The following is a 22,391-nucleotide window of genomic DNA, read 5'->3' as shown; positions in this document are numbered from 1 at the left end:
ATTGCCCCTAATCAAAATATTGACGGAGGCGGATTTGCGGCGTGCCGTGCCTCTCGATCTCGATGCGGTCGCCTGTGTTGAAAGTGCTTTTGCCGCACTCGCACGCGGTGGTGTCGTCATGCCGCCGATCCTCTCAATGGACATTGCGGAACAAAACGGCGAGGTGGACGTCAAGACAGCCTACGTGCCCGGTCTGGCGAGCTTTGCGATCAAGATGTCTCCCGGTTTCTTTGACAATCCGAAAAAAGGCCTTCCGAGTACGTCGGGTCTGATGATCCTGTTTTCCTCTTCTACGGGCGTGGTCGAGGCTTTGCTTCTGGACAATGGCTATCTGACCGACGTTCGAACCGCAGCCGCCGGCGCGGTCGCGGCGAAACACCTCGCGCCTGAAACCGCGAAAACCGCCTGCATACTGGGTGCTGGTGCACAGGCGAAGCTGCAGCTTCAGGCGCTGTGCCTCGTCCGGCCCATCGAAAGCGTGTCTTTCTGGGCACGGGATGTCGCGAAAGCGGGACTTGCGGCTGAAGAAATGGCCGGGTTGCTCGGTATCAAGGCCTCGGCTGCCGACGACCTTCAGCAAGCCGTCACTTCGGCTGACGTGATTGTCAGCACGACCCCCAGCGCGAAGCCTTTGATCAAGGCGGAGTGGCTCAGACCCGGCCAGCACATAACCGCGATGGGGTCGGATCAGCACCACAAGAACGAGCTTGAACCTGCCTGTCTCGCCCGCGCAGATCTCTACGTTCCCGACCGCCTGTCACAGACGGCAATTCTCGGAGAATTGCATCACGCCATCGCCGCAGGGGTCATCGAAAAAGACCGCCGGTTCGACGAACTCGGAGATATCGTGGCGGGCAAGGTAACGGCGCGCAGAACCCCTGAAGACCTTACGATCTGTGACCTGACAGGGACTGGCATTCAGGACACGGCCATTGCCACATTCGCACGTCAACGGGCCGAGGCGACCGGTGCCGGAACACGATTTGAGTCCTGACGCTTATTGGAATTCATGCATGATTGAACCAACACTTCATTTCTCGGCTGACGAATACCAGACGAGGATCGGTAAAACCCGGAATGCGATGGAAAAGGCCGGGGTGGACCTGATCATTGTATCCGATCCCTCCAACATGGCCTGGTTGACCGGTTATGACGGCTGGTCGTTTTACGTGCACCAGGCGGTGCTTCTGGGAATGGACGGCGATCCGATCTGGTTCGGACGCGGGCAGGATGCCCAAGGTGCTTATAGAACCTGCTACATGCATCCGGACAATGTCATCGGCTACCCGGACAACTATGTTCAGTCGACCGAGCGGCACCCTATGGATTTTCTGGCGGCTCGGATCGCGGACCGAGGATGGTCCTCGGTGCGGATTGGCGTTGAAATGGACAACTACTGGTTCACCGCCGCAAGCTTCGCCTCTTTGCAAAAACACCTGCCAAACGCGGTGTTCCAGGATATCACCGCGCTAGTCAACTGGCAGCGGGCCGTAAAATCGGCGCAGGAACTCGCCTATATGCGCAAGGCGGGCAAGCTGGTCGAAAAAATCCACGCACGCATTCTGGAAAAGGCAGAGCCAGGACTTCGCAAGTGTGACCTCGTCGCGGACATTTACGACGCCGGATTGAGATACGATAGCGCCCTGGAGGCAGGCGGGGATTATCCCGCCATAGTTCCGCTTCTACCGTCGGGAAGCGACGCTGCGGCACCTCATCTGACCTGGGACGACAGGCCGATGAAATCCGGAGAAGGCACGTTTTTCGAGGTCGCCGGCGCGTATCATCGCTACCAGTGCCCGCTTTCCCGGACACTCTTTCTCGGAAAACCGACACAGACGTTCCTCGATGCCGAGAAGGCGGTTTTGGAAGGCATGGAGGCCGGGCTTGAAACAGCCCGCGCAGGCAATCTGTGCGAAGACATTGCCCAAGCGTTTTTCGCCGTTTTGAAAAAATACGGCATCACCAAGGACAACCGCACCGGTTATCCGATCGGCATTTCCTATCCGCCTGATTGGGGCGAACGCACGATGTCGCTGCGCAGCGGTGATCGAACCGTCCTGCAGGAAAACATGGCGTTCCATTTCATGACCGGTCTCTGGATGGAGGACTGGGGTTTTGAAATCACCGAGAGCATTGTCATTCGGGAAGGTGCCCCTGAATGTTTGGCCAACGTTCCCCGCAAGCTGTTCGTGAAGGAATGACGATGCCCGGCAATCCCATCGTCCCGACTATCCCGCTCGATCAGGACGGGACCCATCATGGATTTTTGCGCCTGCCTTACAGCCGCGACGATTCTGCCTGGGGATCGGTGATGATCCCGATCACGGTGATCCGGAACGGTGAGGGACCCACCGCCCTTTTGACCGGAGGCAACCACGGCGACGAATATGAGGGGCCTCTGGCGCTTCAGGACCTTGCACTGAACCTTTCCCCAAATGATATCAGTGGACGGCTCATCATCGTGCCGGCGCTGAATTACCCTGCTTTCCGTGCCGGGACGCGTACCTCCCCGATTGACAAAGGGAATATGAACCGCTCCTTTCCCGGCCGGCCGGATGGGACCGTAACGCAGAAGATCGCGCATTTTTTTGACAGTGTCCTGATCCCGATGGCGGATATCGTTCTCGATTTTCATTCGGGAGGAAAAACGCTGGATTTCGTACCCTTTGCCTCTGCGCATGTTCTCGGCAACAAGGTGCAGCAGGAGGCCTGCGTTGCTGCGGTCCAGGCATTCAATGCACCCTACACGGCAATCATGCTCGAGATCGACAATGTCGGCATGTATGACACTGCGGTCGAGGACAAGGGCAAGGTGTTCGTCACAACCGAGCTCGGCGGCGGCGGTACAGCAACCGCCCGCTCCGTTGCGATTGCCAGAAAAGGTGTCCGCAATGTTCTTCGCCACGCCGGCATCCTGTCGGGAACGATCGAAACTGAAGCGACGATCAACCTCGACATGCCGGACGGCGATTGTTTCGTGTTCAGCGAGAGCGAAGGCATGATCGAGCCGGTTGTGGATCTTGGCGACGAGGTGGCCGCAGGTGATCTTGTCGCTAGGATCTGGTCAACGGAGAGGACCGGGCAAGCGCCAGAAGAATACCGGGCCAAACGCTCCGGTATTCTGATGGCACGCCATTTTCCCGGTCTTATCAAGTCGGGAGACTGCCTCGCGGTGGTGGCCGTTGTCGTGTGAACATCGTCCGGCCGAACACAAGAGTGTCGTTTGAGGACGTTACTGTTTTTCGACCGCGGAAAGACTAGCCAGATAAGTCAGGATGAAGTCCTGCACGGTCCGGTCCTCGATCCCGACATGGCGCATCTTTGTGCCCGGCAGGAAGCCAGTGTTGTCCTCCATCCATGCGCGCAGTGCCGCTGGAGTCCAGACAATTCCGGAGGTGGCCAGCGCTTCTGAGTAGTCGTAATCCGGGAATGTTCCGGCGCCGCGGCCGATCACATTTTCAAGAGGTGGACCGTAACTGGGATCGCTGGAATCAGCTGCATGACACCGGCGGCACTCCACCTTGTAAAGCATCTCGCCGGCAGTGATCTTGGCCTGCTCGAAGACTTCGGATGCTTGAGCGGATGGCATCAGGGCAAGCGCTGCTGTTGCCAAGGCGATTTTTCGGAACGTCATGGGCTCTCTCCTCTCCTGAACGAAGCGGAGTCAACGCTATCGGCGCGCGGGCAACGTTGACCTGGGTCAACGGAAATCTAGGCCTTTGGTACAGGGCATGTAAGGCGAATTGGAGGGCGTCTTGATCTAAAGGACAGTTGCGTCCGATTTCCGCTGCGGAAAAACTGCACTCATGGAGGAGATACAGCAAGGGACGGGGAACTTTGTTCGCGCGCTTGCCAGGCTTGTTGTCTGCGCAGTCGTCGCGATCACGTTTGCCGTGTCTTCCGGCAGCGCACTGGAGCTGGATCGCGAAGGCGCCTCGCAATACATCCAGCCTCCCTACCAATTGGGCGAACTGCTCGACGGCGGCATCTACGAACTGATCAATCTCGACGGCCGTGTTGCGGGCTATGCCTTTGAAACCCAGCCGCTGGCACCTCTTCCGGGGTTTTCGGGTGCGCCGATCAATCTGTTTGTCATTCTGACGCTTGAGGGCAGGCTGATCGATGTCGATATCGTGTCTCACAACGAACCGATTTTCGTGTCAGGGCTCGGCGAAGCTCCCTTTCAGGACTTCATCGCCCAGTACAAGGGCTACTCCATAACCGACTCATTGGTGATCGGGGTTCCTTATGGCGACCAGGGAAGTGGGTCATCGCTTGTCTATCTCGACGGCGTAACCAAGGCGACGGCAAGTGTCCGCATTGCTCATGAAACGCTGCTTGCTGCGGCACTCAAGGTTGCGCGCGAAAAGATCGAGGGAATTGGCGGCCGGGCGGCGGCCGAGCCTAATCTCGAATACACCGAGGCATTGACCTGGGAACAGCTTGTCGAGGAGGGAATAGCCGGCCGGCGGGTGGTCACCAACCGCGAAGTCGATGACGCCTTTGCGGAAACGATCTGGGCGGACGACGATCCGATCGCCAAAGACGAGCCGGATGCGGTTTATCTGGATCTTTGGGTCGTCGACCTGGGCCCGCCGTCGGTTGCAGAAGCCATCCTCGAACCGGACAGTTTGCGCCAGCTGCGCAATTTCCGCGAGCTCTCGCCCGAAGATGAACCGATCCTTGTGATCGACGCCGGGCGCCATGGGCTGGTGACCGAAGAATTTGTGCGCAACACCAGCCCTGATCTGATCACCGCAAGTCAGGATGGCTTGCCGATTTCGCTGCGCGATGCCGATCTTGATATCGAGCTGCGCGAAGGAATACCCGGCGAGTATGCGATGATCCTGCGCACCGACCGCAGGCTCGGCTTCGACCCGACCAGTGAATGGTCTTTATCGGTGCGCGCCGTTCGCGAACACGGATCTTTCAGACCCGAGATTGGAACCGTCGATTTTGCGCTGGCTCACAAGACGGACGAGCGATTTTTCATAAGGGACGAGCCGCCTGAACCTGTTCCAGTCTGGCGACAGGCCATGGATGCAAGGGCTGGGGACCTGATTGTTCTGGCCGGCGGCCTTGCCATGCTGGTGCCGCTGCTTTTGCTGGGGCAATCGCGCCTCGCCGGTTTCCGCTATTTTACGGTGTTCCGGCTGGCAATTCTTGCGGGCGTGATCGGTTTTGTCGGCTGGTGGGGCCAAGGGCAGCTTTCGATTGCAACGGTTCTCGGCGTTGTCCGTGGCATGTTTGAGGGTCAAAGCCTTGCATTTCTCCTATACGATCCGTTTTCGCTTCTGATCTGGGGCGTCGTTGTCCTGACATTCATCATCTGGGGACGTGGATTTTTCTGCGGCTGGATGTGTCCTTTCGGTGCGATGCAGGAATTCATGCATCACGCAGGACGCCTCCTGCGGCTTCCCCAGATACGTGTGCCCGATCGCATCGACCGTTGGCTGGTGAAATTCAAATACGTTGTCCTGGCAAGCCTTGTGGCGCTCGTCTTTGTAGCGCCCGCCTATCTGGACGCCGCCATTGAGGTCGAGCCATTCAAGACGGCGGTCACCACGTTTTTCGTGCGTGAATGGTATTTCGTCGCCTATTGCGTCGGTCTGCTTCTGCTCAGCATGGTGGTTTTCAAAGGGTTCTGCCGCTACGTCTGCCCGCTCGGCGCGGTTATGGCGATCGGCGGTTTCTTGAGACTGCGCGATTGGATCCCGAGGCGCGACGTCTGTGGCAGTCCATGCCAGCTTTGCCGCGTGAAATGCAACTACAATGCGATCAAGCCGGCTGGTGGCATCCGCTATGACGAGTGCTTTCAGTGCCTCGATTGTGTGACGATCCATGATGACGACACTCAATGCGTGCCCCTCGTGCTCGCCAAACGAGGGAGGCAGCTTTGACCATAAGCCGTCGCCGTTTCCTGACCGTCATGGCCGGATGCGCCCCGTCGGCATCGGGCGCCCGATCAGCATCGGCCGATGGCGTTGCATGGCACGGGCGCGCCCTTGGAGCGGACGCCGAGATCCGGTTGTTCGGAACGGACGAAAGACAGGCACAGAATGCGCTCCGTGCCGCACAGGACACGCTCGCCAGAATGGAGCGGCTATTCTCGCTCTATCAGCCGACGTCTGCGCTGAACCGCTTGAACGAGAGCGGAAACCTCATGATGCCGCCCGAATTCGCCCGATTAATCGGGGTTGCGGACAGGATCCACCGTCTGTCCGGCGGCCTGTTCGACCCGACGGTTCAGCCGCTCATGGTGGCACAGGCGCGGGCCCGTCACGGACTTTCCGAAACGGACTTGAGGTCGCTTGCCGGGTTGATCGGGTGGTCGAAGGTCGAGCTGAAGCGGTCACACCTTCGTTTTTCCGTTCCCGGAATGGCAATGACGCTGAACGGCATTGCTCAAGGGTTTGCGACCGACCGTGTGAGCGAGGTCCTGACAGCTCATGGATTTGATCCCTATCTGGTCCATGTCGGCGAATTCCGCGCAGGCCGCAGATCGTCACGGATCGGGATTGCCAGCACGAAAGGCGGTATTCTTGAAAGGATCGAGCTTGAGAATGCGGCGCTGGCGACATCAGCACCGTTCGGAACGCTGTTTGAAAACGGCAGTGGCCACATCCTGCGCCCAGATCTCAGCCGGGCTGAGCCGCGCTGGAAGTCGGTGACTGTGATGGGTCGAACGGCCGCCGAAGCCGACGGATTGTCTACGGCGCTTGCCTTGACGACCTCAACCGATCTTGCGGAAAAAGCCGTATCGGAAGACTTCGCGCAAACCGTCTGGCTGGAAGATGCCGGTGGTGAACTTCTCCGGATTTGAGTGAATCCTGCCCGGCTTCAGACGTCACCACTCCGGCTTCGTGTAAGTCAGGCCATGGTCTTCAAAGATCTTGGCCATGCGCCCGTCGTCGATCGCGTATCGGATGGCGTCGTCAACGGCATAGGAAAGGGGCCGCCAGTTGTGCCGCACGGCCAGTCCCAGGGTCCAGGACGACTTGGCCAGTCCTGGCAAGGGTGGCGTATGCACCCCGATCTCGTCGGTGAGATCGTGTTCGAGCTGCGACAAGGGCGCCATGACGGCCATGATCTCGCCTTCTGCCAAGGCCGACATGGCATCACTTGCCGTTGGAAAGCGGCGCATATTGCCGACCAGCTGCCCGCGGGCGAAGCCTGAAAGGTAGAAATCGGAAATCGTATCGTTTTCGACACCCACCGTGTCGAAACGGAAATAGGCCGGAACCGGCGGGTCCTCGGGATAGGCGTCCTTGCGATAGGCGATGGCAAGCTGCTCGTTGTAATACTGACCGTTGAGCACGACCATCTCGTTTCGGCATCCGAGTTCCCGGTCATAGGGGACATGCAGCATGACATTGGAAATCTGCCCGCCGATGAGCTTCCCGCGCCAGACGTTGTTACGCAGGTCGCCGTCGACATTCTCATCTGCTGCAGTCACGATGAACTGTGCGTCGACACCAAGGTCTGCGGCGATCAGTTTGCCGATCTCGATATCGACGCCCTTGAGGACGCCTTTCTCTTCATAGGAAAAGGGTGGAAAGTCCTCGTAGACGGCGATCTTGATCGTGCCGCGTTCCTGGATGTCATCCAGGCTCTGGCCGACAATGTCCCGGCCGACATTCTGTGGTTTGCGCTCGGCTTCGTCGCCAAAGCGCACATTCTGGCAGTTTTGCGCGAGGGCAGGCGTCCCGGCCACGCTGCAAATAGCCAGGAACGCGATTGCTGCTCGTTTCGCAGTTGTTTTCATTACTCGGCGGCCGATAATCCGATCGTGAGGATCTCTGCGGTTTTCTTGAGACTGTCGTCTGAACCATCCAACTGCAGCACGGCGCGGGACGCAACCGATTCTGCTTTCGGAGCACCGGATCCCGTTTCCAGGGAATTCGCAATTTCGTCCATTTCAATGCGCAGCGGCGCGATGGTCGCCTCGGCTTCGGCCGCAGGCGTTGCCTTGTCTGCAAGTTCCTTGATCACGTCGCGGATGGCTTTCAATCGATCCGAGTGTGGATCGAGAGCCCCCTCATCTGGTCGTGTCTCCACATAGGTGCGGATTGCCCAGGCAGCTTCCTGGCCAAGCAAGTCGCCGAACGCCGGCATTTTGGTGACGCCGTTTTGCGTGTAGCCGTTCTGGTAGCGCTCCAGATACCATTCGTCGCCGAAGTCGTCCGCTTCAAGATATCTGAGATCGGGCGCCAGCCCGCCGGATATGACTTCAAGCCCGTGGCAGCGCGCGCAATTCTGGTTATAGCCCGATGCGCCGATGCTGATCGCGAGCGCCCAGAATTCACTCTCCGGATCTCTCCAGGGGTTCTCCTCAAGCCACTCCTCGCCAAGGTCGGGAAGTCCCGCAGTATCGACCGCCTGAGGCGCCACATCGCCATGCGCTTCCACTCTTCCCATTGGGTCCAGAGATGTGAGGGAAAGGGCGGTTCCAGCCGCAAAGATGCCCAGCATGCATTTGCGAAAATTCATGAGTTCTCTCCTCCCGAGATCGCCGGAATTAGATACGCACAGCTCACGCAGCGGCGCTATTGTACCAAGGGACAAGTCTCCTTTTCTTGCCCAGTGTGCGATTGTCAGATTAACCTATGAGGCATCGGGAACTCACCGGTATTCGGATCACGGAGAATGACTTTATGATTGTCAGGCCGATCGCGAAATACTTAGTGATATTATGGTTTTGCTGCAGTGTTGCGCATGCGGAAGTGTCAGTGACGATCGGCTACTTGGAACAGGTTGAAGTACAACCGCCGGTGCTTTCAAATCTCGACCCGGTTCCTGAAAACGAGGGTCTGTCAGGTGCCGAGCTTGGCCTAAAGGACAATGCGACGACCGGTCGTTTTCTGAAGCAGTTCTACTCTCTGGAGACACGTATTGTGGACGTGGGTGGCGACTTTGAAGCCGCTGCGCGCGAGCTGCTTGCGTTGACGCCCTTTGTTGTCGTCAAGGCGCCCAAGAACAAGTTGCTGATGCTGGCCGACCTGCCTGAGGCCGGGACCGCGATTTTGTTAAACGCTGGTGCTCCCGATACGGATCTCAGGAACGAGTCCTGCCGCGCGAACCTTCTGCACACACTCCCTTCGCGCGCGATGCTGACGGATGCGCTTGCGCAGTTCGCGGTCCGAAAAAAATGGACAGACTGGGTCATGCTGTCCGGACCCAATCCGAAGGACGAAGCCTTTGCGGATTCAATTGCCGGCTCGGCACGGAAGTTTGGAATTCGCATGCTGGAAAGCAAGGTCTGGGACGTGGATGCCGACATGCGGCGCAACGCTTTTCAGGAACTGCCACTTTTAACGCAGGATTTCCCGGAACACGATCTTCTGATCGTTGCTGACGAAACAGATGATTTTAGCCGCTATGTGCCCTTCAATACCTGGGAACCGCGCCCCGTTGCCGGCACCGAAGGTTTGGTTCCTGCAGCCTGGGATCGAACCGTCGAGCAATGGGGCGCTGCACAGCTTCAGAAGAGGTTCGTAAAGGGCGCCGAAAGACCAATGCGTCCGGTCGATTATGCTGCGTGGGCAGCCGTAAGGGCGATCGGAGAGGCGGTGACGCGGACCAATCAGGCGGAACCATCCGCCATCCGTGCCTACATTTTGTCGGACGACTTTGAACTCGCCGGGTTCAAGGGAAGGCCACAGACCTTCCGGACCTGGAATGGGCAAATGAGACAGCCGATACCGGTGACGCACGGACGGGCCGTCGTCGCCCAGGCCCCGTTCGAAGGGTTCCTGCACCAAAGAACCGAGCTCGATACGCTCGGAATAGACGAGGCGGAAACCGCCTGTACAGCTTTCAGGGAGTGAAACATGCGCATCTTGTTGCCGGCCGTGTCGCTTGCGCTCGGTCTCGGCCTGTCCACTGCGGCGGCTGACGAAATCTGGGTGTCGAACGAAAAGGACGACACGATCAGCGTGATCGACATCGATACGCTTGAAGTGGTTCGCACGATCGATGTGGGAGAAAGACCGCGTGGGATAACCTTCGCGATCGATCATTCGGTTCTCTATCTGTGTGCGTCCGACAGCGACACCGTCCAGGTGATTGACCCGGAAACCGGCAAGATCCTTCACGAGTTGCCTTCAGGTGAAGATCCGGAGCAGTTCGTGCTGCATCCGGACAACCGGCATCTTTACATAGCCAACGAGGATGATGCGATCACCACCGTCGTCGACACGGAAACCCGCAAGGTCATCGCGCAGATAGATGTCGGCATCGAGCCGGAGGGGATGGCGGTGTCGCCCGATGGCGATATCGCGATCACCACGTCGGAAACCACCAACATGGCCCACTGGATCGACACAAAGACGCAGGAGCTCTTCGCAAACACGATTGTCGATCAGCGCCCGCGCCATGCCGAATTCACACATGACGGATCCGAGCTGTGGGTCAGTTCCGAAATCGGCGGCACGATCACCGTCTTCGACCGGGAAAGCCAGACGGAAAAGGCCAAGATAAACTTCGAGATCCAGGGCATTCATCCGGACCGCGTCCAGCCTGTCGGCTTTGAAATGACCAAGGATGGCAAACACGTTTTTGTCGCGCTCGGACCGTCGAACCACGTCGCGGTCGTGGATCCGGAAACCTATGAGGTTACGGACTATCTTCTGGTCGGTCGCCGCGTCTGGCATATGGCGTTCAATGGCGACGAGAGCCTGCTTTTTACCACCAACGGCGTTTCCGGCGACGTGACCGTGATCGACGTTGCCGAACTGGCTCCAATAAAAACGATCAAAGTCGGACGCTTCCCCTGGGGGGCGGCGTACCGGCCGACGAACTGACGATTAATCCGGGAGGAACAGATGAAACTCTTACTCGCGTGCGTGACCACATTCGCACTTCTGACGGCGCCTGTCATGGCAGACGGTGACGATGATGACGATGACGCGCCGACCTTCGGAACCGCCGGGATCCTGTCGCGTGACAACCGGGAAGACCTCCCACCCCTGACACTGTCCGCCGGGGTGCCGCTCAACGAAAGCGGAAAGCTGGAGCTGAAGTCTGGCACCTATTACGAAATCGAAATCGAAGCCGACGGCAGTCAGGAACTGGCGCTTGCCGGAGCGGGATTTTTCAGGGCCATCTGGATCGACGAGATCGTGATTGAGGGGATTGAAATCCGGCCGCTTGGCGTCGACAGTCTCGAGTTCGATGAAGCCGGCACCGCGGAAATCAGTTTCCTGGCAATCAAGCCAGGGACATACAATTTCGGCGTGCCGGGTAGCGAACTCCAAAGCCTGGAGATTACCATTAAGTGACAGCCCGCCTTGGCGTTCAGGGTGTCACCCATTCTTATGGCAAGAAGACTGCCCTGAACGACATCAGCTTTTCGCTCGAAAAGGGAATGTTCTGCGCGCTTCTGGGACCGAACGGCGCTGGAAAGAGCACGCTTTTTTCCATATTGACGCGATTGTTCGTACCTGATGCGGGCGACATCACGATTGACGGACACTCGCTGGCGAAAGAACCCCGCCAGGCACTGGCCAGGATTGGTGTCGTTTTCCAGCAGCCAACGCTGGATCTGGATCTTTCGGTATGGCGGAACCTGAAATACTTCGCTGCGCTTCACGGGCTCTCGGGAAAGGATGCCGACCGGCGGATCAGATCTGCTCTTGAACGGCTCGATATGGCCGAACGCGTGGGCGAGAAAGTCCGGGCACTCAACGGTGGGCACCGGCGGCGCATGGAAATTGCCCGGGCGCTGATCCACGACCCGGATGTGCTGCTTCTGGATGAGCCGACAGTTGGGCTGGATGCAGCCACGAGGCAATCAATCACGCGCCATGTTCACCGCATGGCAAAAGAGCAGGACCTGACGGTGCTCTGGGCGACCCATCTGGTTGACGAGATCGACGACAGCGATCACCTCATCGTGCTGCATCAGGGCAAGGTCTGCGCGAACGGCCGTGCCGGTGAGGTCGCTGGAACATCGTCCCTGCAGTCCCGGTTTCTGGAAATGACGGGGGCGGGTGAATGAAAGCGGCTCTTATCTGTCTGCTTGCGATTGTCCACCGGGAAGCCCTCCGCTTCGTTTCTCAGCGCGGACGTTTCCTTGCAGCTATCGTTCGTCCTCTGGTCTGGCTGATCGTGTTCGCTGCGGGCTTCCGCGCAGCCCTTGGACTGTCTATTCAGCCGCCCTATCAGACCTACATCACTTACGAGATCTATATCGTTCCGGGCCTTTGCGGCATGATCCAGCTCTTTTCGGGCATGCAGTCATCCCTGAGCCTTGTCTACGACCGTGAAATGGGATCGATGCGCCTGCTCCTGACCAGCCCTATTCCGCGCTGGTGGCTTCTGTTCTCCAAGCTCTTTGCAAGCACCACGATTTCGATCTTTCAGGTCTATACGTTTTTGGCGATTGCAGCGCTCACGGGCATCAGTTTTTCACCTGCCGGTTACCTCGCGCTCCTGCCCGCGCTGATCCTCAACGGTCTGATGCTGGGCGCTCTCGGGCTGCTGCTATCCAGCACGATCAACCAATTGGAGAATTTTGCCGGTGTCATGAATTTCGTCATCTTCCCGATGTTCTTCCTGTCAACAGCGCTTTATCCCCTATGGAAAATGGCGGAGGCCTCGACCATCCTGCGTGATATCTGCGCCTTCAATCCGTTTTCCCATGGTGTCGAACTCATCCGGTTTGCCCTTTATGGCCAGGTCGACTGGTTTGCTCTTCTATGGGTGCTGTTGGCATTCACCGTCTTTTCCCTGGGCAGTCTTTGGGGGTATGATCCGGCACGTGGTATGGTTCGAAGGAAAACCTGAGCGCGTTGGGCCGGTATGGAAACAGGAGGCCAAGGCATGAAGTTTCGTTGCGTTTCGCTCTTTCTCGTCGCTGGTATCTGGGGACAGTCTGCGCTCGCCGAAGAGGTCGACAGCGGCGGCACACTCAACCCGGACGAAATGAGCCTGAGCAAGTCACTGACCCGAGCCCTGGAAGGTGATGTTGACATGGTTGTCTGCGCCCAAGGGTACCTGCTGACCAAAAAGGGTGATCATGAAGCCGCGCGCAAGGTCTTCCAGACCTGCGCTGACAAGGGCTGGACGGGCACGATGACCTGGATGGCCTACATGGACCAGAACGGACTTGGCGAGAGCGAGGATCCCGAAGCTGCCGCCCGTTGGGACCGGAAGGCTGCTGAAGCGGGCGACCCGATTGGAGAATTCAACTACGGGCTCGATCTCTTGCGCGGCTACGGTGTCGAGCAGGATATTGATCTGGGCCGGGAGTTTATAAACCGGTCTGCAGAGCAGGGATTTGAAACAGCTGAAGAACTGAAGCGGCTCGACTACGACTGGAAAGCCGTGACACCCGATGCCGACGAATGGAAATTCCAGCGCATCTACTGAGCGCGCAGGATTTCGGTTTCAGTTCGCCAGCGAGGTCGGCGCTGAGCCCTGGACCGCTGGGTTGAGCTGACCGTATGTGTTTTCTCCAAGCCGGTATTTCTGCAACGCACGCTCCAGCGCGTTCTTGATCCAGCCTTTGGGGACAATATGGCCGCGCTCATGCAGGCATAGCATGACTTCCTTTCCGCTTTGGCAGCTAGACCAGACCAGGCAATCATGGCCGTTCAGGGTTTCCGTGCGGTCCGGTTCAACCGCACAGGAATTGGTCCGTTGCCAGAGATCGACGGCAATGTTCGGATTGCCGTCCGCTTCTCGCGGAAGTTCCATGACGTTGTCCTTGAAGCCGTGAACATGTATGACGTTCACCGGACCGGTCGGGCAGGAAACCCTGTCCTGATTATAGAGCGTTCCTGCCGCAGGCAGGATCCCGGCGATCAGGTCGCCGGCGTCGCAGGCGACACGCCATGCCATTGCGGAACCATAGGAAAAACCCGTTGCGTAGATGCGCGTCTTGTCGATCGGATACCGCGTTGCCACGTCTTCAAGAACGGCTCGCACGAATGGGACATCGCGATTGTCGCGTTCCCAGAAGTCCCAGGTTCTGTGAAGCCCCTCGGGAGCGACCAGCAGGGCCTTGTTCTCGTTTATGGCAGTCAGAACTTTCGGGTTCTTAAGTGGATGCTTGGAATCGCGTTTCCAGCCATGGAAATGAATGAGCACCGGGAGGGGTTCCACGCCGTCCCAGCCCTCTGGTGGTTTGGCGCGATAGGGCCTTGCGTCCGCGCTGCAGGCAGCTTCCAGCCCGCAAGGGTGATCGGCCGTCTCGCCTGCACCGGCTGTTCCAATGCCTGCAAACAAAAAAAGAGCACCCAAAACCGAAGAAAATTTCATTAGCCAGACCGCCACAAAGGTTCTTTCACGGCGAACAGTATTGCGGTTGCGCAGAAGGACCAATTCAAAACGCTGTTAGGGAAACGTGTGAGAAGCCTTCAGTCCGCAGCCTGTGCGTCCGTCAGGACAGCCGGCCGGCCGTGCAGGTGCAAAGTCCGGTCGGACAGTGCCTCGGCCTCGGATTCTGAATGCGTGACCAGAAGCGTCGCGATACGCGCACCTTTCAGAAGGTCGCGTGTCAGCGCGATCATTTCGGCGGCAAGCGCCTTGTCGAGCGATGCAAAGGGTTCGTCCATGACAAGAAAATCCGGCTGCGCGGCGAAGGCGCGGGCAAGCGCAAGGCGGCGCCTTTGACCTAGCGACAACTGATCCGGCAGGTGTCCGCCTTTGCCATCAAGCCCGACGCGCTTCAGCGCTGCGTCGGCGTCGTCGTCCGTCAGACCGACAATGAGCTTGAGGTTGTCCGCCGCGGTGCGCCAGGGCAGAAGCGTTGGCTCCTGAAAGACCATTGCCAGGCGTTCCGGCCGCGTGACGTGTCCATCGAACTCCGTGTCGAGGCCCGCTGCAATGCGCAGGAGCGTCGTCTTGCCGATGCCGGAGGGACCGAGAACGGCGACGCATTCTCCGGCTGGTATCGTCAGCGAGACACTCCCGAGCACATGCTGGTCACCGAACGACTTGCTGTGAATGTCGATCTCAATCATGCCCGGCGCCACCGGCTTGCGCGGCGCTCCCACGGCTGAAGAATGGTGAATTCGATCGTCAGCATCACGACGATGAACGACAGGGCGTAGGTCAGCACCATCGCGACATCGAAGAGTTGGAAATAAAGGTGGATCTGAAAGCCGACGCCGTTTGATCGGCCCAGAAACTCGACCACAAGAACGATCTTCCAGATCAGGGCTATGCCAGTTCGGGCACTTGCCGCGAAGAAAGGCGCCAGCTGTGGAACGACGATGTGCCGGAACCGAGTCAGGCGCGTCACGCGGAATATTCTGGACATGTCATCAAGGGACGGATCGAACGTTCGTGCACCTTCGCGTATGAGCACCGTCACCATGGGGATCTTGTTGATCGCGACCGCGGTGATTGCCGCGACTTCCGTCAGACCGATCCAGAGGTAGCAAAGCACGATGGTTACAAGAGCGGGCAGGTTCAGAAAAAACAGCAGCCAGGGATCGAGCCACGTGTCGAAGGGTTTCTTCCGGCCCATCAGCAGACCGAAAACCGTTCCGATGGCCATGGCGAGAATGAAGGCGGCGAGGACACGCCCAAGGGTAACGCTCAAGTGAAACAGCAGCGGCCCGCCGGTGAGCTCGTTGAAGGTCAGTCGGCCGATTTCGAGCGGCGACGGAAGGGTCTGAGGATCTGCCAGGGCCGCGGCGAATGCCGACCAGCCCAGGATGAGCAGACCCAGCGATATCAGCCGGGTCCTGACGGAAGCTGCAAGTTTCGGATCAGCCTTCCGGAACGACAAACACACCCTCCGGCAGTTTTGTTGCGGATCCGACGAGTTTTTCACCGCCGAGCCGGGCCATGACCTCCAGCATCAGCTCGGCCTGTTCTTCATCGACCGGTCCAGGTGCCGGGATGCCGGCGATGAAGCCTGCCTTCAGGGCTTCGAAATCGGCATCGCTCTTTGCCCGCATCATTGGTCTGATCCTGTCGAAGGCTTCGGGATTATCTGCCAGAATGGTTTTGGCACCTCTCGATGCAGCCATGAAGCCGCGCACCAGATCCGGCTGTTCTTCGAGCATTTCGCCGTGAAAGACATACCCGAGAAGCGGCGTTTCGGGATCGAGACCGAGTGCCTTCGCGGCATCAGCAACTGAGATCAGCTCGCGCATTCCCTTTGCTTTCATTTTGGCTGCGAAATGCCAGAAGTTGATGGCACCGTCTGTTTCACCGGAGAGCGCATTCTTGAAAATCAGCGGCGGGGCGCCGAACACCTGTTGCGTTTCCGCGGCGAGATCAATCCCGTATTCCTGTTCTGCGTAGGCTCTCAGAATAAGCCAGCTTTTGTCGACCGGGCCACCGGCAATGCCGATCTTCTGACCGGCCAGATCCTTCAGGCTCTGGGCTTTGCTATCGTTTGGAACCATCAGGCCGCCTACGGATTTGGAATAGGGCACAAACACATAGTCGTGCCCGTCAGCGCGCTGGCGGGCGACCCACAGCCAGTCTGCAACGACGATATCTGCTTCGCCCCCCTGGAACGCGATACGGGTCGCGGGATTGCCGGCAAGTCCCATGACTTCGAGCTTGAACCCGTTTTCGATATCCAGGCCATTGTGTTTGATGGTATCGAGTTCCCAGTTGACGGTCCCGACCTTGAGGACAGCGGCCTTCAGGACGGGCGTCTCTTGCGCGTACGCGGCGGTGGCGAGCATCAGGCAAGAAAAGCTAACAAGAAGCAGTTTGATGAGCCGATGCATGATTTCCTCCCATTGGATTTTCGCTTCAGCTTAGCAGTCGTGAAACCGCAATGAATTGGACTTTCGGTCGGCAAGGCTTCCCGGTTTGCAATGGTCAGGTCACGGGCTGCAAGAGCGCAGTGTCGATCTGGGATTTACCTTCTTTGCCGCCGCGGCGCGAAAGAATGAATTTGTTGCAATGCACAGGTCCGGATTCGCAGAATTCCGGCGTTTGAAAGGTGCACTATGGTGCAATTCTCGCGATTGGGTGTTTCCACTAGACTTAAAAATGAGGGAGGCGGTGGCTTCGTGTGTTCATGCGGTTTCAGAACACGTCGCTCTGTCCGAACTGAACCTGGGAGGAGACAGGATGAGGAAGTTTTTCGCTATGGCAGCGGTCAGCGCACTTGCGATGACCGGAGCGCACGCCGATGTGACGGAAGAGGACCTGGCAAACGATCAGGCGACGACTGATAGCGTTCTGACCAACGGCATGGGCCGGGATCAGCAACGGTATTCACCCCTGAAGATCATCAACAAGGACAACGTTCAAAACGTGGTTCCTGCCTGGGCGTTTTCACTGGGGGGTGAAAAACAGCGCGGTCAGGAGACCCAGCCGCTGATTTACGATGGGGTCATGTACATCACCGGGTCCTATTCGCGCCTTTACGCGATTGACCTGAAGACCGGCGAGGAAATCTGGCAATATGACGCGCGTCTTCCCGAAGGCATTCTGCCTTGCTGTGACGTGGTAAACCGCGGCGCGGCCATCTATGGAGACAAGATTTTCTTCGGAACGCTCGATGCGCGGATCGTGGCACTGGATCTGAAGACCGGCGATGTGGTCTGGCGCAAGAAAATTGCCGACTACAAGGCAGGCTACTCCTATACGGCTGCCCCGGTGATTGTGAACGGGCTCATCGTGACCGGCAATTCCGGTGGTGAATTCGGCATCATCGGTGAGGTGCAGGCCCGCGACGCGGAAACCGGCGAACTGGTCTGGACCCGTCCCGTCATCGAAGGCCATATGGGCACCTTCAAGGGCGAAGAAAGCACCATGACCGGCACGCTCAACGCGACCTGGCCCGGTGACATGTGGAAGACAGGCGGCGGCGCGACGTGGCTCGGCGGCACCTATGACCAGGACACCAACACACTGGTGTTCGGCGCAGGCAACCCGGCACCCTGGAACAGCTGGCTTCGTTCCGCCGGCAATCCGACCGGAACCGAAGGTGACAACCTCTACGCAGCCTCGCGCATTGGCATCAATCCGGAAAATGGTGAAATCAAATGGCACTACCAGACCACGCCCCGCGAAGGCTGGGACTTTGACGGTGTCAACGAAGTCATTCCCTTCGTCGATGCGAGCGGAAACAAACGCTACGCGACTGCCGACCGGAACGGCTTCTTCTACATCCTGAACCGTGATGACGGTGCCTTCGTCAACGCCTGGCCGTTCGTCAAGCAGATCACCTGGGCAGAAGGCATCGGTGAGGATGGCCGCCCGAAATTCGTTGAAAACAATCGGCCCGGCGACCCGAGCAAGGCTGCCGACGGCAAGAAGGGTGAAGTCGTCTTCGCGGTTCCGTCTTTCCTGGGCGGCAAGAACTGGATGCCGATGGCGCACAATCCGGATACGGGCCTCTTCTACGTTCCGTCGAACGAATGGGGCATGGATATCTGGAACGAGCCGATCACCTACAAGAAAGGCGCAGCTTACCTGGGGTCCGGCTTCACCATCAAACCTATCTTCGAAGACCACATCGGCTCTTTGAAGGCAATTGACCCGAACACCGGTGAGATCAAATGGGAACACAAGAACAACGCACCCTTGTGGGGCGGTGTGATGACCACGGCGGGTGGCCTCGTATTTACCGGTATGCCCGAAGGGCAGTTCAAGGCCTTTGACGCGGATACCGGCGAAGAACTCTGGTCCTTCCAGACCGGCTCCGGTATCGTCGGCCAGCCGATCACCTGGGACATGGATGGCGAGCAGTATATCGCGGTTGCGTCCGGCTGGGGTGGTGCGGTTCCGCTTTGGGGCGGTGAGGTCGCCAAGAAGGTGAACTATCTGAACCAGGGTGGTTCAATCTGGGTGTTCAAGCTGCCCAAGCAGCTGGCATCATCGAACTAAGACGGAACGGTTCGACGCTTCCGGCGGCCTGTCTGCCGGAAGCGTCCCGTCTTCGATGCGAAACAATCGCACGCAAGAACCTGTCGGTACCCATCGTCCGAAACCGGAAGGCAAGGGATCATGTCAATCGAGGCAGACGGCGCGACCAAATTCCTGATCATAGACGACCATCCTCTGTTTCGGGAAGCGCTTCACAGTGCAGTGGAACTGGCCTACCCGAATTCAGATACCCTTGATGCGGCTTCGCTCGACGACGCATGCGAATTGCTGGATGACGATTCAGGGTTCGATCTTGCCCTACTGGACCTCTCCATACCCGGTGTGAAAGGGATGGACGGGCTCTTGCATTTGAGAACCCATTATCCAAGGCTGCCCGTTGTCGTCGTCTCAGGTGCCGAAGACCCGCCGATAATCGCGCAGGTGATGGCTTATGGTGCGGCGGGGTTTATTCCCAAATCATCGAAAAAAACGACGCTGGCAGAGGCCATTCAGCAGGTCATGAACGGGGCGACCTATTTGCCCGAAAACTACACCGATGCCGAAGATGAGCCGCTTGACGACCAGACCCGGAAGATGATCGAGCGCCTGTCGAGCCTGACGCCGCAGCAGATCCGGGTTCTGCAGATGATCTGCAGCGGGCTTTTGAACAAGCAGATCGCCTATGAGCTGCAGGTTGGCGAAACCACGGTGAAAGCCCACGTTTCTGAAATTCTCAGAAAACTGTGCGTCTCGAGCCGCACGCAGGCTGTGATTGAAGTCAAGAAACTCGAGGCCCTCGGGACGACGGACCCATTTGATACCGCGGCATCTGCCAATCCCGGTTTCAGGCCGCTGCGGCACCACAACTAGCCTTGCCGGGCGCTGTTGTTCATTTGCCGGAATTGATGAGATGAGTTGCCAAAGCTCGCAATTGTGCGGGCTTTACCGGTTTGGGCAGATGCTCCACGCCGAGTGCCTTGGCATGTTCCGCAAGGCCCTGGGAGGCATCGGCCGTTGCCAGAATGGCCGGAACCCGGACAGGCAGCACGCTGAACAGACGTTCCAGCGTGTCCGTTCCCAGATGCCCGAAATCCAGATGATGGTCGGCGATGATCAGGTCGGGCAACCAGTTGTTGTTGTCCAGTGCTTCCAGTGCCTGAGGTGTCGATCGCGCAATTCTGTAGTAGCAGCCCCATTTGGACAGCAGACCGGCCATGGCCTCCAAAACAGCCGGATCATTCTCGATAACGAGGATTTTCTTGCCGGTGAGATTGGCGTTGGAGGGGATAGTATGCGTGGGAGCCGGAGCTGTGGTCGCAATAGATGGCGGTGCATCGGCACGTTTTGCCCGAATACGGAAGACACTTCCCTTTCCGGGTTTCGAGCTGACGCTGACCTCGTGCTTGAGAGCTGTCATCAGCCTGCGCACAATGGCAAGTCCAAGGCCAAGGCCGGTTCCGTGGTCCGCGTCGCCCTGCGGCAGCGGCCCGCGATGAAACTCCTCAAAGATCTTTTCCTGCTGGTCCTCGTGAATGCCCGCACCTGTGTCGATGATTTCGATCGAAATGCTGTCGCCCTGCCTGCGCGTCCCGATCAGGACACCGCCGCGATCTGTATACCGGATGGCGTTGGTGATCAGGTTCTGAAGAGCCCTTCTGAGCATGAGGCGATCCGTGTAGACACAATCGTTCGTGACGGCGACACGCAGCCGCAGCCCTTTCTTTTGCGCAATCGGGCGCAGATCCGAAAGCACGCTGGCCAGGATCGGCGGGATGGGCACGGAGGCGAACCGCGGTGTCGTCACCCCGGCGTCCAGTTTGGAAATGTCCAGAAGCGTGCGGAGCAGCTCGTTCATGGTGTCGAGCGAGCGTTCCACCTGATTGACCATGGAGCGGGACTGATCTGAAACCTGCAGATCGTAAAGAGACGAGATGGTCAGTTGCGCTGCATTGAGCGGCTGCAGGATGTCGTGGCTGGCGGCGGCCAGAAACTGTGTTTTCGAGCGATTGGCCCGTTCGGAAATGTCTTTTTGGCGGGCGAGCTCGATATTGGTTTCTTCCAGACGGTGCAGTGCCGACGTCAGTTCGTCGGTCCGCCGCCGGACCTGGCCTTCCAGCGAGATTGCCGTCTGGAACAGGGAGAACGCATTCCGCTGCTGATCCATGGCCTGTTCGACCCGGTCCACGAGCGCAGCATTGATTTTCTGCAGACGGATGACGTCGTCAATGTCGGACAGACTCATGCTCGCTCTCCGGTGTTCTGTGCAGGCCGCGCAAAGGCTATTCCCGTGAAGGTCTGGTTAAGGTGCATGGACAGATATTGTTCGCCGTAGGTGTTGAAGCCGACGACATTGTATTTCTGATAGATTTTCTGAATGCGCTGTGTCGCCTGCCGGTTCTGGGCGTCGATCCTGCGAAGAACGCAGTCGAAACCCAGCACGAAATCGACATCCCCGATTTCCCTCACGACACTCTCGAAAGCTTCGTTGGTTGACCGTGTCATCCCGGTCGGTTCCGCGACTGTCAGAACAATTCCATCATCGATGGCACAAAAGAACGAGAGCGAGCCGTCCGGATTCATCTTCTGGACGGAGCGGCAATAATACTCGCCGCCGACACGCACGACCAGCGGATGAGAGGCAAAGCTCATCGGCGACAGGCTTGCCGGGTCGATGCCGACGGCCCGGGCATATTCCGTCGCGGCCTCGGTCGCATTGAATTCATAGATGATGCGGCGTTCCGGGTCTGAGCGCGTCACCACCAGCTTGCGCTCTGTCGGCACGAAGTTGTCTGTCTTGAAAATCTTGAAGGGCACGGCGCTTCTGAAAAACAGCACAATGGCGCAATTGTCCCCGATGTCACCATTGTGAATGAGCGACGTTCGTGTAAACCGCATGCTGTCGCCCGCCGAGCCACCAAGCAGAGGGATGTCCTCCAGCGCCCAGTGCAGGGCTGCCGTGACCATTTCTTCGACAACGGACATGCCATCGATGAGGCAGACCGCGAAAATTTCGCCTTGATCAGCGTCTTGCCCAAAACCATTGCTGGCACGCTCGAAGGTCTGCCGGGCTTCCTTCACTTGTGCGACGATACGATCGAATCCGATCGAACGGATCCCGTCTATGCGAACCGTCGTTGCAAAGAAGTTGTCTTTTGGAAAGAGAACGGCAAGACATTGACCGGTATCGCTTTGCGGACCGCCGATCTCGCCTGCCGTCGAACAGGCGGCATAAACAAGGCCCGGGGCATGCTCCGACATCCGGTTTCTGATCAGCTCGGGTGGGAAGCAGTCTTGCGAAAAAAACAAAAGACCGAGGGCAAACTGCCCGGATCGGGCAGCCGTACCGATATCAACCCAGAATGAGTGGTCATCCGGCTGGTTGGTCGTCAGAACCACCACGCCGCACTCGTGCCGCGTCCCTGATCTTGGGCTCAATCTCTCCTCCCGGGCATCAGGCTCCCGTTTTTTCCGGGATGTCAGATGCCGAACCCAATTTGTAGCTCTCGAACCTGAACCTTGTAAAGCGGACCGCAACCCGGCCTAAAGTACAGTGTACAGCTGCCCTGCTCTGTTCTTTTCTAAAGATCAACGACTTTTGAAAT

Annotated in this window: 22 protein-coding genes; 13 read left to right on the top strand and 9 right to left on the bottom strand. The window is 58.2% G+C overall.

Annotation, left to right across the window (positions count from 1 at the left end; all coding sequences use genetic code 11):
- The first annotated feature begins 1 nt into the window (after position 1).
- Genes eutC through doeB form a run of 3 tightly spaced genes read left to right on the top strand, consistent with a single transcriptional unit; the run spans position 2 to position 3,193 of the window.
- Entirely contained in the window at positions 2-994 is a 993-nt protein-coding gene (gene eutC / locus Q0915_RS26125; protein WP_299483667.1) for an ectoine utilization protein EutC, read from the top strand.
- Positions 995-1,016: 22 nt separating this feature from the next.
- Positions 1,017-2,201, top strand: coding sequence for an ectoine hydrolase DoeA (gene doeA / locus Q0915_RS26120; RefSeq protein WP_299483847.1), 1,185 nt, complete (start codon positions 1,017-1,019; stop codon positions 2,199-2,201).
- The gene (doeB, locus tag Q0915_RS26115; RefSeq protein WP_299483846.1) at positions 2,198-3,193 is read left to right on the top strand and encodes a N(2)-acetyl-L-2,4-diaminobutanoate deacetylase DoeB; all 996 of its coding nucleotides are present in this window, start codon (positions 2,198-2,200) and stop codon (positions 3,191-3,193) included. The genes doeA and doeB overlap by 4 nt, the downstream gene beginning before the upstream one ends.
- A 39-nt stretch (positions 3,194-3,232) precedes the next feature.
- Here the strand turns inward: doeB and Q0915_RS26110 are convergent, their stop codons facing one another.
- On the bottom strand, positions 3,233-3,634 hold the full coding sequence (locus tag Q0915_RS26110; protein WP_299483666.1) for a cytochrome c family protein: 402 nt from the start codon (positions 3,632-3,634) through the stop codon (positions 3,233-3,235).
- A 172-nt stretch (positions 3,635-3,806) separates the two neighbouring features.
- On the opposite strand from Q0915_RS26110, the gene Q0915_RS26105 reads away from it, so the two are divergent.
- Together Q0915_RS26105 and Q0915_RS26100 are read left to right on the top strand one after the other, a co-directional pair.
- The gene (locus Q0915_RS26105; RefSeq protein ID WP_299483665.1) at positions 3,807-5,900 is read left to right on the top strand and encodes a 4Fe-4S binding protein; all 2,094 of its coding nucleotides are present in this window, start codon (positions 3,807-3,809) and stop codon (positions 5,898-5,900) included.
- Positions 5,897-6,823: an FAD:protein FMN transferase gene (locus tag Q0915_RS26100; RefSeq protein ID WP_299483664.1), complete on the top strand. Its 927-nt coding sequence runs from the start codon at positions 5,897-5,899 to the stop codon at positions 6,821-6,823. Before Q0915_RS26105 ends, Q0915_RS26100 begins: the two co-directional genes overlap by 4 nt.
- Positions 6,824-6,847: 24 nt before the next feature.
- Here Q0915_RS26100 and Q0915_RS26095 read toward each other — a convergent pair whose 3' ends face one another.
- Together Q0915_RS26095 and pedF are read right to left on the bottom strand one after the other, a co-directional pair.
- Positions 6,848-7,765 carry a transporter substrate-binding domain-containing protein gene (locus tag Q0915_RS26095; RefSeq protein ID WP_299483663.1) on the bottom strand — a complete coding sequence of 306 codons (918 nt, stop codon included), beginning with the start codon at positions 7,763-7,765 and terminating at the stop codon, positions 6,848-6,850.
- Entirely contained in the window at positions 7,765-8,490 is a 726-nt protein-coding gene (gene pedF, locus Q0915_RS26090; RefSeq protein WP_299483662.1) for a cytochrome c-550 PedF, read from the bottom strand. Before pedF ends, Q0915_RS26095 begins: the two co-directional genes overlap by 1 nt.
- Before the next feature lie 239 nt (positions 8,491-8,729).
- On the opposite strand from pedF, the gene Q0915_RS26085 reads away from it, so the two are divergent.
- The 6 genes from Q0915_RS26085 to Q0915_RS26060 are packed head-to-tail and all read left to right on the top strand — an operon-like array spanning position 8,730 to position 13,371.
- The gene (locus Q0915_RS26085; RefSeq protein ID WP_299483661.1) at positions 8,730-9,827 is read left to right on the top strand and encodes an ABC transporter substrate-binding protein; all 1,098 of its coding nucleotides are present in this window, start codon (positions 8,730-8,732) and stop codon (positions 9,825-9,827) included.
- A gap of 3 nt (positions 9,828-9,830) precedes the next feature.
- A complete protein-coding gene (locus Q0915_RS26080) occupies positions 9,831-10,802 on the top strand; it encodes a YVTN family beta-propeller repeat protein (protein WP_299483660.1) in 972 nt (323 codons plus the stop codon).
- Between the two features lie 21 nt (positions 10,803-10,823).
- Entirely contained in the window at positions 10,824-11,279 is a 456-nt protein-coding gene (locus tag Q0915_RS26075) for a hypothetical protein (protein WP_299483659.1), read from the top strand.
- On the top strand, positions 11,276-11,998 hold the full coding sequence (locus Q0915_RS26070; protein WP_299483658.1) for an ABC transporter ATP-binding protein: 723 nt from the start codon (positions 11,276-11,278) through the stop codon (positions 11,996-11,998). The genes Q0915_RS26075 and Q0915_RS26070 overlap by 4 nt, the downstream gene beginning before the upstream one ends.
- The gene (locus tag Q0915_RS26065; protein WP_299483657.1) at positions 11,995-12,786 is read left to right on the top strand and encodes an ABC transporter permease; all 792 of its coding nucleotides are present in this window, start codon (positions 11,995-11,997) and stop codon (positions 12,784-12,786) included. Before Q0915_RS26070 ends, Q0915_RS26065 begins: the two co-directional genes overlap by 4 nt.
- A gap of 36 nt (positions 12,787-12,822) precedes the next feature.
- Positions 12,823-13,371 carry a tetratricopeptide repeat protein gene (locus tag Q0915_RS26060; protein ID WP_299483656.1) on the top strand — a complete coding sequence of 183 codons (549 nt, stop codon included), beginning with the start codon at positions 12,823-12,825 and terminating at the stop codon, positions 13,369-13,371.
- An 18-nt stretch (positions 13,372-13,389) separates the two neighbouring features.
- On the opposite strand, the gene Q0915_RS26055 is transcribed toward Q0915_RS26060, so the two are convergent.
- From Q0915_RS26055 to Q0915_RS26040, 4 genes are all read right to left on the bottom strand, one after another.
- A complete protein-coding gene (locus Q0915_RS26055) occupies positions 13,390-14,262 on the bottom strand; it encodes a polyhydroxybutyrate depolymerase (RefSeq protein WP_299483655.1) in 873 nt (290 codons plus the stop codon).
- A 98-nt stretch (positions 14,263-14,360) separates the two neighbouring features.
- Positions 14,361-14,966: an ATP-binding cassette domain-containing protein gene (locus tag Q0915_RS26050; RefSeq protein WP_299483654.1), complete on the bottom strand. Its 606-nt coding sequence runs from the start codon at positions 14,964-14,966 to the stop codon at positions 14,361-14,363.
- A complete protein-coding gene (locus tag Q0915_RS26045) occupies positions 14,963-15,739 on the bottom strand; it encodes an ABC transporter permease (RefSeq protein ID WP_299483653.1) in 777 nt (258 codons plus the stop codon). Before Q0915_RS26045 ends, Q0915_RS26050 begins: the two co-directional genes overlap by 4 nt.
- A complete protein-coding gene (locus Q0915_RS26040) occupies positions 15,720-16,697 on the bottom strand; it encodes an ABC transporter substrate-binding protein (RefSeq protein ID WP_299483652.1) in 978 nt (325 codons plus the stop codon). The genes Q0915_RS26045 and Q0915_RS26040 overlap by 20 nt, the downstream gene beginning before the upstream one ends.
- Positions 16,698-17,046: 349 nt before the next feature.
- Here Q0915_RS26040 and Q0915_RS26035 point away from each other — a divergent pair, with 349 nt between their 5' ends.
- Entirely contained in the window at positions 17,047-18,810 is a 1,764-nt protein-coding gene (locus Q0915_RS26035) for a PQQ-dependent methanol/ethanol family dehydrogenase (RefSeq protein WP_299483651.1), read from the top strand.
- Between the two features lie 120 nt (positions 18,811-18,930).
- Positions 18,931-19,659 carry a response regulator transcription factor gene (locus Q0915_RS26030; RefSeq protein WP_299483650.1) on the top strand — a complete coding sequence of 243 codons (729 nt, stop codon included), beginning with the start codon at positions 18,931-18,933 and terminating at the stop codon, positions 19,657-19,659.
- Positions 19,660-19,678: 19 nt separating this feature from the next.
- On the opposite strand, the gene Q0915_RS26025 is transcribed toward Q0915_RS26030, so the two are convergent.
- A complete protein-coding gene (locus Q0915_RS26025; RefSeq protein ID WP_299483649.1) occupies positions 19,679-21,031 on the bottom strand; it encodes a hybrid sensor histidine kinase/response regulator in 1,353 nt (450 codons plus the stop codon).
- A complete protein-coding gene (locus tag Q0915_RS26020; RefSeq protein ID WP_299483648.1) occupies positions 21,028-22,224 on the bottom strand; it encodes an FIST N-terminal domain-containing protein in 1,197 nt (398 codons plus the stop codon). Before Q0915_RS26020 ends, Q0915_RS26025 begins: the two co-directional genes overlap by 4 nt.
- Positions 22,225-22,391: the final 167 nt, after the last annotated feature.

Source organism: uncultured Roseibium sp. (assembly GCF_947494555.1).
Classification (GTDB): Bacteria; Pseudomonadota; Alphaproteobacteria; order Rhizobiales; family Stappiaceae; genus Roseibium.
The sequence above is the reverse complement of the archived record's forward strand: the minus strand, read 5'-3'. Positions and strand labels throughout refer to the sequence as shown.

What these genes read in the sequence shown, in the direction of transcription:
- doeB (WP_299483846.1), top strand. Translation starts at nt 2,198, where the DNA reads ATGACGATGCCCGGCAATCCCATCGTCCCGACTATCCCGCTCGATCAG.
- Q0915_RS26110 (WP_299483666.1), bottom strand. Translation starts at nt 3,634, where the DNA reads ATGACGTTCCGAAAAATCGCCTTGGCAACAGCAGCGCTTGCCCTGATG.
- Q0915_RS26105 (WP_299483665.1), top strand. Translation starts at nt 3,807, where the DNA reads ATGGAGGAGATACAGCAAGGGACGGGGAACTTTGTTCGCGCGCTTGCC.
- Q0915_RS26095 (WP_299483663.1), bottom strand. Translation starts at nt 7,765, where the DNA reads ATGAAAACAACTGCGAAACGAGCAGCAATCGCGTTCCTGGCTATTTGC.
- pedF (WP_299483662.1), bottom strand. Translation starts at nt 8,490, where the DNA reads ATGAATTTTCGCAAATGCATGCTGGGCATCTTTGCGGCTGGAACCGCC.
- Q0915_RS26080 (WP_299483660.1), top strand. Translation starts at nt 9,831, where the DNA reads ATGCGCATCTTGTTGCCGGCCGTGTCGCTTGCGCTCGGTCTCGGCCTG.
- Q0915_RS26075 (WP_299483659.1), top strand. Translation starts at nt 10,824, where the DNA reads ATGAAACTCTTACTCGCGTGCGTGACCACATTCGCACTTCTGACGGCG.
- Q0915_RS26065 (WP_299483657.1), top strand. Translation starts at nt 11,995, where the DNA reads ATGAAAGCGGCTCTTATCTGTCTGCTTGCGATTGTCCACCGGGAAGCC.
- Q0915_RS26060 (WP_299483656.1), top strand. Translation starts at nt 12,823, where the DNA reads ATGAAGTTTCGTTGCGTTTCGCTCTTTCTCGTCGCTGGTATCTGGGGA.
- Q0915_RS26055 (WP_299483655.1), bottom strand. Translation starts at nt 14,262, where the DNA reads ATGAAATTTTCTTCGGTTTTGGGTGCTCTTTTTTTGTTTGCAGGCATT.
- Q0915_RS26050 (WP_299483654.1), bottom strand. Translation starts at nt 14,966, where the DNA reads ATGATTGAGATCGACATTCACAGCAAGTCGTTCGGTGACCAGCATGTG.
- Q0915_RS26040 (WP_299483652.1), bottom strand. Translation starts at nt 16,697, where the DNA reads ATGCATCGGCTCATCAAACTGCTTCTTGTTAGCTTTTCTTGCCTGATG.
- Q0915_RS26035 (WP_299483651.1), top strand. Translation starts at nt 17,047, where the DNA reads ATGAGGAAGTTTTTCGCTATGGCAGCGGTCAGCGCACTTGCGATGACC.
- Q0915_RS26030 (WP_299483650.1), top strand. Translation starts at nt 18,931, where the DNA reads ATGTCAATCGAGGCAGACGGCGCGACCAAATTCCTGATCATAGACGAC.
- Q0915_RS26025 (WP_299483649.1), bottom strand. Translation starts at nt 21,031, where the DNA reads ATGAGTCTGTCCGACATTGACGACGTCATCCGTCTGCAGAAAATCAAT.